Consider the following 11,042-nt stretch of genomic DNA (forward strand, 5'->3'; position numbering starts at 1 on the left):
CTTTTGTAGTAAGAATTATTATCGGGAAGTTTTAAATTAATGTATATGAATAAGTCTGTAGAAGAAGAAGCTGAAAATAAATGGAATAACCGTTATCAGGAAGCACATTATGCTTACGGGAAAGGTCCTAATTTGTTTTTTAAAGAATGGCTTTACAAATTTGAACCCGGAGCTATATTAATGCCTGCCGACGGCGAAGGGCGTAATGGAGTATTTGCTGCTCAGCTTGGTTGGAAAGTCACTTCATTGGATCTGAGTATAGCTGGAAAATCAAAGGCTTTACAACTTGCTGAAGAGAAGCATGTCGCCTTGGAGTATATCGTTGGAGATTTGGAGCAACTCGGATTCGAAAAAGAATCATTTGATGCCATCGGACTCATCTATGCACACTTTGCAGCTGAAAAGAAGTCTCTGTTTCATAAAAAAATGGATAGCTATCTTAAACCAGGAGGCATCATTATCCTGGAAGCTTTCAGTAAAAAGCATTTAGAACTGAATAACCTCGACCCTAAAGTTGGCGGGCCAAAAGATATCGATATGCTATTCTCTAAAGCAGAAATAGCTGCTGACTTTGAAAATTATGAGCCATTAATTCTGGAGGAAGTGGAAGCATTTTTAAATGAAGGAGAATATCATATTGGAAAAAGTGCCATAGTCAGGTTCGTTGGCAGAAAACTTTATTGATATAAATTAAATATAATTTTAATTTATTTAATTATAATTAGAAGGGTAAATCCTAATGCATAACCGCACTTAACTTGACAAATATGAACGATCAAATATCTGAATTAGAAATATTAAATTATATCAATGCTCACACGCTTGTTGGAATCAAAGGAGGGACAAACAGAGCGACATTTCTGGAGATCTGGATGGTTTCTGTTGGTCAGCGGATTTTTGCCAGAAGCTGGGGAATGAATAATAAAAGCTGGTTTACTGAATTCGTTTCGCAGGGTGTCGGGCAACTAAAACTAGGAGCGCATAGCATTGAAGTTCAAGGTCAGCAGTTGAAAGACGAGCAAATGAATAAACTGATCGATCAGGCTTATAAGGACAAGTATATTCAAAAGGAAAATGAACCCTATGTAAATGAGATCACTGAAGCGAAATATCATAACTTCACAATGGAGTTCTTTCCTTTATAAATTAGCGTACAGCAGTCTTGTTTTTATTGCGGTTCCGTGGTGCCTTTAGTATTCAGTTCCTTTTGTTTCTCCATATTGAACTTAAAAAGCTCTTCCGTTGAGACTAATTTCCGCTTGCATTTTTCTATATCTGTACCTTCTTCTGACCATAAGTAGGGGCGGAAACTATAAGATTTACTTCCATCCAGGTTCGCAATGAATTGATTCCATGTGGACCACCTTAAACCTTTATAAAAGGCAGACAAGTCGCTGTCAAAACAGAAACGGATAAATTCACTATAACCAAGACCGAGCGGTTCCCATTTTAAACTGTTAGGAGCCAGGTAATAAACATTCTTTAAGTCCTCTCCAAATGCCCCGTAGTTTATCGCAAAAAAACCGCCGGCAGCATCATCAGCTACTAAAAGATAAGTTGGTTTATCCCCATATTCCTGGATGGTCTTTCCTTTGTTCCATTCTGAAACAGAACGGTTCAATTTTTTGCTTCCTGATCCCAGAATTCTTAACCAGCCATCATCAACCATAATTCCACCGCTATTGTAAATGACTGCACCCAAAGTGGAATAAGTGGAAACCTGGGTGTTGAACAATACATTTTTAGCTTCAACTGAATCAAATTCAAGCACCTGAACTTTATTCTTTGCAGAATCAATCCACTTCTGAACTAATGGCCAGGCGGGATCTGTTTGATTAATTAGCTCATTCAGACTTTGCATTTTGTTTTGTGCAAAGGTGACTGCTGACATTAGGGTAAAACCCAGTATTAAGAGATTTTTAATTGCGCTTTTCATCGAAATGGAACTTATCTTTTCCAAAGATAGAATGATTTTAATAACCAGTGGTCTGAAAATATTTTTATAGCTGAAAAAGAAATATTGATTAAGCTTATGGAAAGACATATGGAGCAGCATCCATATTATAAATGAGCAAGAAGTATTTTATAGTATAGTGCTAACCTCTAAATTTTAAAGCAATGTTAGGTTCAAAAATCGATTTATTTGGCAGTGAGTGGCTTGATGTAGTATTTGAGCAGAAAAACAAAAGTTATGGTGCTTATATGCTCCGCAGACAAAGTTCTTCTGACACAGTTAAAGCACTTTTTATTGCAGGAACACTTTTCATCCTGCTGTTTTTATCTCCTAAAATTATTAGCCTGATTAAAGGCAGTAATACATTGGATGAGCATCAGGAGATAACAAGGGAGGTAACCGTTCAGGCTACTCCTCCAGTAGTTAAACATGAAACTCCGCCACCTGCTGCAGTTGTACCGCCCCGTGCTAAAGAGCCCAGTGTTAAATTCCCGCCGCCAATAGTTGTGGACAGAGAGGTTGAAACAGATCCAGTGCAGATTAAGGATCTTGTGAATGCAAATCCAGGGCAGAAAAACATCGTTGGTGATCCGGATGGACAAGTTGTAGTGACAGGGCCAACCGGTGATGGACTGGCAAAACAAGCCGCGGTTGAGGAAGATCCAAAGGTTTACGACTTTGTAAACCTGGAGGTTCAGCCCGCTTTTCCTGGAGGAATAGCTCAATTTTACACCTACTTGTCCAAGGCAATTAGATTTCCTGAAGCAGCTCAGGAAGCTAATGTACAGGGTAAGGTTTTTGTATCTTTCATTGTAGAAACAAACGGTAGATTGACGGATATCAAGGTAGAAAGGAAATTGGGTTATGGCACTGATGAAGAAGCTATTCGGGTATTAAAAGCTAGTCCGGTATGGACTCCTGGTATTCAGAATGGAATAAAGGTTCGGGTAAGGTATAATATTCCGATCAGTTTCTCTCTTGCGCAATAAAATAACAAACAGGACGCATCAATAAACCGGTACGCCCTGTTTGCTCTTGAAATTACTTTTTATTCAGCTGAAGTTCTTTTTCCTAATATTTTAAGACTTTTCTCTTCGCCATCTAGTACAGCTACATGAGGTAATGTACCCCAGTCTTCAAAACCAAAATGTCTGAATAATCTTAAACTAGGTTCATTATGTGCAAAGATAAATCCTAAAACAGTCGTTATTCCCAGCGCAGTGCAACGACTCAATGAATCAGCCAATGTTCTTTTACCCATCCCTTTACCACGTTGATTCTCCTCCAGGTAAATACTTATTTCTGCAGTACCGTTATACGCAGGTCTGCCGTAAAAAGCTTGTAAGCTTATCCAGCCAACAATCTCTTTGTTTTTGTTTTCAATTATCCAAAGTGGATGTTTATCTGCAGTATGTTGTTCAAACCATTTTATTTTACTCTCTACGGTTACAGGCTCGGTGTCAGCCGTTACCATTCTTGAAGGAATTGTTGAATTATAAATGGCTACAATTGTTTCCAGGTCAGATAATGTGGCATTTCTGTAGTTTATTTCTTCCATTCACTTGAATACATGATTAATATTGGCCTATTTAAATCTTTTTATTGCTTTAGACTGGTGAAATTAGAAATGTTATCTGTGAAACTGAAATTTTTAACAGATTTTTTGCTTTATCTGGTAAAAAGGCAGAAGTTTATTTATTAATAAGTTATTGTTATTCCGCCACCATAACCCATATCACTATCATAGTGTGTAGAAAAGGAGAAATATTTAGTCATCGCGTACCTGAAACCAGCCATATATTCTCTGTCTGTGTTTCCGGAAAGATTTAACCTTAGCCTGTTGGTGATTGGAATATCTTCACGTTTCAACTGAAAACGCAATTTTCCTTTGCTATCTAACCTGGCTTCCGCAGTGACCAGCATAGGTAAAGTGTATTGCATACCTATTACAAATGCCTTTCTGTTAGTCTGATTAGTCAACTGCCCAAGCATATTCTTCTCCCTATTATTCTCTCTGCTGTTGTAATGATAATCAAAACCAATGAAAGGCATGAACCATTGCATTTTACCTATATACCGCCCGAAATAGGTTTCACTCTCAAATCCATGACTTGCCTTGAACCCCAATCTCCATTCCGTAGCAATACTATAACGGGTATTTGCTAACCGTGCTGTACCATCACTACCATTACTTTCTAAACCTATATTGGTCATCAGGTGCATTTTCCTGTCATCAGCATACAGTTTCTGAATAGCGGCTTCAGGATCTGGGAGCAGCAGATTAGGTGGTGAATCCTCATAGCTGAAAATTCTGCCCATACCGCTCATCATATGGTATAATATATGGCAATGGAAAAACCAGTCTCCGCTTTCTGTCGCTGCAAACTCGATCGTATCGGTTTCCATCGGCATAATATCAAGAACGTTCTTTAAAGGCGCATATTCACCTTGTCCATTCAAGACGCGAAAATCATGACCATGCAAATGCATTGGATGGCGCATCATTGAATTATTGTATAAAATGATCTTTACATTTTCCCCTTTTTTAATCAGGATCTTATCAGACTCAGAAACTGTTTTATTATCAATAGTCCAGACATAACGGTTCATGTTTCCAGTCAGCTCAAAACGTAATAATTTCTCAGGCCCCTTTCTTAATGTAGTTTTTTCAGTAGCTTTTAACATCCCATAATTGAGCGTAACCAGATCAGCCTTTTCGCCCATATCCATTCCTTTCATTTCGGACATATCCGTTTTAAGTGCAGCAGTGACTGGTTTTTTCTTTCCGTAATTATCTCCCGTTATTTCCGGATACATAACCGCATTCATGTCCATTTGCTGATTGCTCATTTCCATACCCATCGGCTCCATATCACCATTCATCTTCATCATGCCGTTCATCATTTTCATCCCTTCAAAGTATTTTAACTTTCCTAAAGGTTTAGCAGGTACTTTAGTTCCACTGCCCAGCCAGATAGAAGTAAAACCAGTACGATCTTCGGCAGTAGATAAGAATTCGTAACTTTTATCTTCAGTAACAGAGACAATTACATCATAGGTCTCAGAAGGAGCAATAATCAGCCGGTCAACTTCAACAGGCTCAACATCATTACCATCATTAGCCACAACAGTAATTTTACCTCCTGCATAAGTTAACCAGAAATAAGTAGAAGAACTACCACCGACAATACGGAGTTTAACTTTCTCTCCGGCTTTAAACTGAGGTTGCTCATTGCTATGTTTCCCATTCGTCAGAAATTTTTCATAGTACACATCACTTACATCCATTGCGTTCATCCGCTTCCATTCATTCGCAACTTTGGTTTTAAAATAGCCCTTTTGTATCGCCTCTGCATAACCTTGTGTAGTTCCTTTGCGTATAGCAAACCAGTCGTTGGCATTATGAAGCGAGCGGTCTGCTTCTTCAGGTTTCATATCGGTCCAGTCACTCAATACAACCGGAATCGCAGGAATCGCAGGTTCATTTCTTTTGTTGAAGATTAATGCTCCGTACATCCCGCTTTGTTCTTGCAGCATCGTGTGGCTATGATACCAGTAAGTGCCATTCTGAATCACGGGGAATTTATACAAGAATGTAGTATGCGCTTTAATTGGCATTTGAGTTAAAAAAGGGACACCATCCATATTGTTGGGCAGGAATACACCATGCCAGTGAATAGAGGTTTCCATATCCATCAGGTTATGGACGTATATTTCTGCAGTATCACCTTCTGTAAATACAAGGGCGGGGCCGGGGATACTTCCATTGACAGCCATAGCCATTTTTGGTTTCCCGGAATAGTTAACGGTCGTGTCATTGACATAAAGATCATAACGAATTACCTTTGAACGGTGGCTTTTCTCCTGAGCCTGTGCAAAAGCAAACCCAAAGAAACCTGTGAATAGTATAGATATAATTAATGATTTCATTGCTGATTTATTAAGGAGATACTGTCTTTCGTTTGCTCCATCCAATTGATAACTAATGCCTGAGCCGCCAGAGATAGCTTAGCATTTTAAGAATTAAGGTATAAGTAGCCAGAGGCATAATTCCATCCCGAATACTATCGATTTTAAAGGAGAATTATCAGGATAGCAGGGCAAGCCTGTGAAAAAATACACCCTTAAATCAAATCTGAAAACTTTGTATGGCAATGCGTACATCCGGAACAGGGACACGGCTATGCCTTTCAAAATAAATATTGGGAATATTTGCAGGAATAAAACTTAAACTATCCTGAAAATAAACTGGTGCAGGGAAAATGGCTGAAATTGAATGTTGAAAACTATAAGCAGGAATAGACTGGGCCTCTTTATCAGCAGTTGTCAACTTTGAAACTTCATCTTTGCAGCAATTGTCTTTTTGGTGCGCTGCGATTTGGTTAGCAGCGGCATGAAGATGTTCCTTTTGTCCGGCAGCATGCTGATGAACGCCGGGTTTTTCAGGATGATGCATTCCGTTAAATCCCATGTCTGCCCCAATAGCACAAGCAAAACCTACCACAGTATTCAAAAAGAATACGATAATCAGGAAGGTTGCTTTAAGCATAATGGAACACTGGATTTTCATAGAGCACAAATATAGCGCATACCTGTTTTGATGGATTTACATAATTTGGATAAAAATATTCAAAATTAAACTCAGCAGCTGACTTCATTTTTTATATACAGCGCTATAACCTTATCGTGCACGAAAAAAACAGATCTGTACCAATAGAAAAATGATTCAAGCTTTGGATCATTTAGCTGTGGATTTGTCACCAATTTGTCAAAGAAACATTTTATTTGCTGATGCATCTGTGCCTTAAATACTGGTTTTTTTGGAGAGTGGTAACATCCCAAATGGACGTCAGGAAAAATTGACCTTCAAATTTTTAAGAAGCAAAAACGATTTTAAAATGCACCAGATTAATAATCTTTTTTTCCCTTCGGAATGAATAAATTGAACAATCTGATTGCGTCAATTAATAGGTAGTTTTCGACTTTGAAATGAGGCTTAATAATTTTTTTTATACACATTAAACCTTTCAGAAAAAATAAAGTCTCACACGATATTCAATAAATAATAACCTTATGATCAGTCACTTACTTTACATTGACCCAGGGACAGGCAGCCTGTTCTTCCAAGCTATTTTATCAGCTATTCTTACACTATCTGTTTTTGGAAGCAAATTAAAATTATTTGTTTTATACTTTATCAGAAGCATTAAATCCAGGAAAGGAAATAAAGAATAATGAGTTTACTGCAAGCAATTTCCTATAAAGATCCTGCTGGTTTTGTCGTTGAATTAGAGGATGGATATTATAGATATATTGCTCCTGACTACGCCAAGGAATTTGATCACCTCACCGGATCAGGACTCTATCAGGCTTTGATAGATCAGGAGTTAATGATACCGCATACTGAGGTTTTAATGGATGATAAATTCCCAGGTTATTATAAGAAGATATTTCCCCGGCAATTGGCTTTTATATCCTATCCCTTTGAGTGGTCTTATGCACAATGGCAGCAAATGCTATTAGCATATACCAGGATTAATCAGCTCTCCCTCGCACATGGAATGATCCTGAAAGATGCTTCCCCCTATAACTTCACTTTTCACAATGACAAATGTGTATTGATTGATACACTGTCTTTCAGCTTTTATAAAGACGGAGACCCCTGGATAGCCTACCGGCAGTTTTGTGAAGAATCACTGTCTCCATTTCTGCTCATGTATTACAAAGATCCATTGTGGTCAAAATTATACAGGGGAAGTATTACCGGGCTGCCTCTTCCTTTTGTGAGTAGTCATTTACCCTTCAAGACTCGTTTTGATACCTTCTGTTTAATCCATATTCATTTACATTCCCGCTTTAGCAATGATAAAAAAAGTAAAAGCGGAAAGGCAAGTCAGGGGCTGAATAAAGAGAAACTAGTGGTTCTTTTTGATACAATTGCCAAAAATGTTCTTGCTAAAAAAGAGCCTTTACTTAAAAATAGTATATGGGACCACTATTATGAAAATGACATTGAAAGCGAAAAATATATCACAGCTAAAATAGATATTATTACCAGGTGGCTTTCAGAAATAAGGCCCGGTGTGACTATTGATTTGGGCGCAAATACAGGTAAGTTTTCTCGTTTAGCTGCGCCGTTTTCGAAGACGGTTTACGCAGTAGAAAGCGATGTTTATTGTGTCGATGAAATTTATAAAAGCAATGTTCAGACAAAAGACAACAATATCACTTCAATTTTGGCAGATCTTGCAGACCCTTCACCAGGCCTGGGTTGGCATAACGATGAAAAGTCACCACTTTTAAAGCGGCTAAGAGGAGATATGGTGATGGCACTTGCTTTAATCCATCATCTCTGTCTGAGCAGAAATTTGCCAATTCCTTTCGTTGCCAGGCTTTTCTCTGAAATGACAACACAGTATGCGATTGTTGAATTTGTTCCAAAAGAAGACCCTAAATCCAAACTGTTATTGCAGCATAAAGGGGATATTTTTGAACATTACACAGAAAAAGAATTTATCAGTTCATTTGAACAATACTTTAAATTGGCAGCATGCCATCCATTTGAAAACTCATTAAGAAAGTTGTTTTTATGGGAAAAATTATAGAAGACTGGCTCAGCAAAGCAGTGTTTATTTATAGTTTTGGTTTGTTTTTTCTCCTTTATAGAAGCACGCTGTATTTTCCATCATTTGAGCCATTAACTTTTATCTGTTTTTTTGCAGCGTATGGTCTGATTAATTATACCATTCTTTTTATCCAGAAAAAACTGGGACTTTATGAATATGGGTCATTGTGGCTCATATTCTCCTGGATAATCTTATTGTTTATAGATCGGTTTTTAGATCTTTTGAGCAAATTTATTGATCCATCTTTTTTTCATTTAGCGTATGTCATCATGCTGATCATTATACTTTGTTTAATAATAGGTCTGATCAGTAAGAAAACGGGCTCCCGGAAACTGAGGAAATTGTATCCAGTTATGAATGTTTTTATTTTTATCCTCATAGGTTTGACTTTGCTTTCCGGGATAAAACTTGATCAGCAAGAAAAAAAACATGCTACTGCTTTGACTAACAGAAAACTACCCTCTGTTGAAATTAAGAATAATAAAGATCTGATATGGATACTACTTGATGAATATGCTGACCCTGCTAGTTTGAAAACTCAGTTCAAGTTTCATAGTTATCTGGTGGATTCTCTGGAAACAAAAGGTTTTTTTGTTTTTGATACGCTTCGCTCACGCAGCGATGCAACTGTTCATTCAATTAATAGTCTTTTTAATCTAGATGATAGTATTCCCAGGCCAAATTACAGTTATGCTACGAATGGATTAAATCAAAACTTATGGATAAAATCCTTGCAGCAAAAAGGATATGAATTTGTTAACCTTGATTTTTTTAACATTGGCGGGCATCCTAAATTTTATTTACTGAGGTTTTTTACAGATAACTATACAGATCAGCTTATAGATGGGTCTGTTTTTTCTATCTTACTAAATAAAATCATTAAAAAAGATATGCCTGCTGATCAGTATAATCAGAAAATAATTAGTGCCTTTAAGTTAAAGGTCCGTGAAAAAAGAGCTAAACCAGCTTTTATCTGGGTACATTTATTGATACCGCATGAACCATTTTACAGAGATGCAAATGGGCAGCTTAATAAAGATCCTGTTTTAGATGTTAACTCTTCTTCACACGCAAAGGTAGCTAGTCAATATACAGCCTATCTCAACTATGGTAATAAAGTAGTGCTGGAAATGTTAAATGGAATTCCGGACTGGAGAAATAAAACGATTGTTATTTCGGGAGATCATGGCGCAAGGATGATTGTGCCTGATAACGACCCCAGAAGAAAACAAACATTTGGTGCAATCTATTATCCTGATATGGATAAAAAAGAATTGAACAAAATTAAGTATATGCAGCAAATCCCGTTTCATCTTCATTAATAAATGAATAACAGAGCACTTTGTTTTGGAATTGTATCCTTTGCGAGATCATTTATAACGGTTATGTTTCTAAAAACTGTAAATGAGCTGACATAAAGCAAGAGCGGGAAACCGATATTTGTGGCGAGTATAAAATTAAATCATCTATGAAATTATTAATAACTTGTCTTACTGTTATCTTTTTCTCTCTTTCTGCTTCAGCGCAGGACATCGGTTCAAAAATACCTAACGCTATCTTTTACAACAGAGATAATACCCCCTTTTCTACTTACAATATTCCCAATGGTAAAAAGTCACTGATTATCTTTTTTGATGCAACCTGTGAACACTGTCAGAAGGTGGTTGCGCAAATGAGTAAAAGGACAAAGGAATTGAAAAACGTAAATGTCTACATGATTTCACAAGATGAGTACAGATCTATCGATTACTTCATGACTAATTTTGGAAAGCCATTTTTACAGCAAAAAAATGTAAAGGTAGTTCAGGATCGTGACCATGTATTTATTATGGCCTTTCATCCCAAACAATACCCTGCTATTTATTTATACAACGCAGATAAAAGTCTGGCTTTTACTTCGAGTAATCAAAATGATGTCCCTAAGTTTTTTAAGCTGATTAATCCTTAGTAAAATAGAACACTATAAAAAATGCCTTTCTGATCAAAAAATCAGAAAGGCATTTTTTATAAAATAGGGAATGTCATTACCAATTTATATGTTTACAGCATGGAAGTTAAACTTGACAAAACCACGCTGCCACAACACGGCCAGCAAGTGCTATTTCAAACTGTCATTGATGAAGAATATGAAACCTGGCAAGAAGGGATCTACAATGCAAAAGCTGAATATATACGAATCTCAAAAGGAGATATTTACGACATGTGGGGAGACGTAGTCAGGTGGGAACCCTCAGTCTAAGAACTTATGCTCCGAAAGCTTGTTCATTATTTTGTAAACGTTGAAATTAACTAAAAATAAAAGACAAAGTTATCTTAAAATCCAGTTTTCTTTATTCAGCCCCTGAATATATCACCTGTCGTTTAAGTTGTATTGAATATAAAAAAATAGCTTCCATAATCCTATGGAAGCTATTTTTGTTTTAAATAATCTCATTATTAGCGTTTTATGTTTTAAAATAAGC

General features: G+C 36.9%; 11 protein-coding genes. 7 read left to right on the plus strand and 4 right to left on the minus strand.

From position 1 onward, the window contains the following. The first annotated feature begins 45 nt into the window (after window positions 1–45). The gene (locus tag AY601_RS00785; protein WP_068406979.1) at window positions 46–684 is read left to right on the plus strand and encodes a class I SAM-dependent methyltransferase; all 639 of its coding nucleotides are present in this window, start codon (window positions 46–48) and stop codon (window positions 682–684) included. 83 nt (window positions 685–767) lie between these two features. After that, a complete protein-coding gene (locus AY601_RS00790) occupies window positions 768–1,145 on the plus strand; it encodes a DUF2255 family protein (protein WP_084359003.1) in 378 nt (125 codons plus the stop codon). A gap of 23 nt (window positions 1,146–1,168) precedes the next feature. Here the strand turns inward: AY601_RS00790 and AY601_RS00795 are convergent, their stop codons facing one another. After that, window positions 1,169–1,891, minus strand: a complete 723-nt coding sequence (locus tag AY601_RS00795) for a DUF2625 domain-containing protein (RefSeq protein ID WP_232324671.1) — start codon at window positions 1,889–1,891, stop codon at window positions 1,169–1,171. A 227-nt stretch (window positions 1,892–2,118) separates the two neighbouring features. On the opposite strand from AY601_RS00795, the gene AY601_RS00800 reads away from it, so the two are divergent. Next, complete coding sequence (locus AY601_RS00800) at window positions 2,119–2,943, plus strand: energy transducer TonB (protein WP_068395246.1); 825 nt, start codon at window positions 2,119–2,121, stop codon at window positions 2,941–2,943. Between the two features lie 59 nt (window positions 2,944–3,002). On the opposite strand, the gene AY601_RS00805 is transcribed toward AY601_RS00800, so the two are convergent. The 3 genes from AY601_RS00805 to AY601_RS00815 form a co-directional block, all read right to left on the minus strand. After that, window positions 3,003–3,512, minus strand: a complete 510-nt coding sequence (locus tag AY601_RS00805; protein WP_068395248.1) for a GNAT family N-acetyltransferase — start codon at window positions 3,510–3,512, stop codon at window positions 3,003–3,005. 140 nt (window positions 3,513–3,652) lie between these two features. Next, the gene (locus tag AY601_RS00810; protein WP_068395250.1) at window positions 3,653–5,884 is read right to left on the minus strand and encodes a multicopper oxidase domain-containing protein; all 2,232 of its coding nucleotides are present in this window, start codon (window positions 5,882–5,884) and stop codon (window positions 3,653–3,655) included. Window positions 5,885–6,083: 199 nt separating this feature from the next. Then, window positions 6,084–6,524: a hypothetical protein gene (locus tag AY601_RS00815; protein ID WP_157287631.1), complete on the minus strand. Its 441-nt coding sequence runs from the start codon at window positions 6,522–6,524 to the stop codon at window positions 6,084–6,086. A gap of 664 nt (window positions 6,525–7,188) precedes the next feature. Here AY601_RS00815 and AY601_RS00820 point away from each other — a divergent pair. The 4 genes from AY601_RS00820 to AY601_RS00835 all read left to right on the plus strand — a co-directional run bounded on the left by AY601_RS00820 (window position 7,189) and on the right by AY601_RS00835 (window position 10,819). Then, on the plus strand, window positions 7,189–8,559 hold the full coding sequence (locus AY601_RS00820) for a hypothetical protein (protein WP_068395255.1): 1,371 nt from the start codon (window positions 7,189–7,191) through the stop codon (window positions 8,557–8,559). Then, complete coding sequence (locus AY601_RS00825) at window positions 8,544–9,902, plus strand: sulfatase-like hydrolase/transferase (RefSeq protein WP_068395257.1); 1,359 nt, start codon at window positions 8,544–8,546, stop codon at window positions 9,900–9,902. The genes AY601_RS00820 and AY601_RS00825 overlap by 16 nt, the downstream gene beginning before the upstream one ends. Before the next feature lie 146 nt (window positions 9,903–10,048). Next, a complete protein-coding gene (locus AY601_RS00830) occupies window positions 10,049–10,528 on the plus strand; it encodes a peroxiredoxin family protein (RefSeq protein ID WP_068395259.1) in 480 nt (159 codons plus the stop codon). 99 nt (window positions 10,529–10,627) lie between these two features. Then, a complete protein-coding gene (locus tag AY601_RS00835; RefSeq protein WP_068395261.1) occupies window positions 10,628–10,819 on the plus strand; it encodes a hypothetical protein in 192 nt (63 codons plus the stop codon). The last annotated feature ends 223 nt before the right edge of the window (window positions 10,820–11,042 follow it).

This window comes from Pedobacter cryoconitis, from assembly GCF_001590605.1.
GTDB lineage: Bacteria > Bacteroidota > Bacteroidia > Sphingobacteriales > Sphingobacteriaceae > Pedobacter > Pedobacter cryoconitis_A.

Bases quoted from the DNA above. Each gene is read 5' to 3' on its own strand.
- AY601_RS00785 (WP_068406979.1), top strand. From the start codon at position 46: ATGAATAAGTCTGTAGAAGAAGAAGCTGAAAATAAATGGAATAACCGT.
- AY601_RS00790 (WP_084359003.1), top strand. From the start codon at position 768: ATGAACGATCAAATATCTGAATTAGAAATATTAAATTATATCAATGCT.
- AY601_RS00795 (WP_232324671.1), bottom strand. From the start codon at position 1,891: ATGTCAGCAGTCACCTTTGCACAAAACAAAATGCAAAGTCTGAATGAG.
- AY601_RS00800 (WP_068395246.1), top strand. From the start codon at position 2,119: ATGTTAGGTTCAAAAATCGATTTATTTGGCAGTGAGTGGCTTGATGTA.
- AY601_RS00805 (WP_068395248.1), bottom strand. From the start codon at position 3,512: ATGGAAGAAATAAACTACAGAAATGCCACATTATCTGACCTGGAAACA.
- AY601_RS00810 (WP_068395250.1), bottom strand. From the start codon at position 5,884: ATGAAATCATTAATTATATCTATACTATTCACAGGTTTCTTTGGGTTT.
- AY601_RS00815 (WP_157287631.1), bottom strand. From the start codon at position 6,524: ATGAAAATCCAGTGTTCCATTATGCTTAAAGCAACCTTCCTGATTATC.
- AY601_RS00820 (WP_068395255.1), top strand. From the start codon at position 7,189: ATGAGTTTACTGCAAGCAATTTCCTATAAAGATCCTGCTGGTTTTGTC.
- AY601_RS00825 (WP_068395257.1), top strand. From the start codon at position 8,544: ATGGGAAAAATTATAGAAGACTGGCTCAGCAAAGCAGTGTTTATTTAT.
- AY601_RS00830 (WP_068395259.1), top strand. From the start codon at position 10,049: ATGAAATTATTAATAACTTGTCTTACTGTTATCTTTTTCTCTCTTTCT.
- AY601_RS00835 (WP_068395261.1), top strand. From the start codon at position 10,628: ATGGAAGTTAAACTTGACAAAACCACGCTGCCACAACACGGCCAGCAA.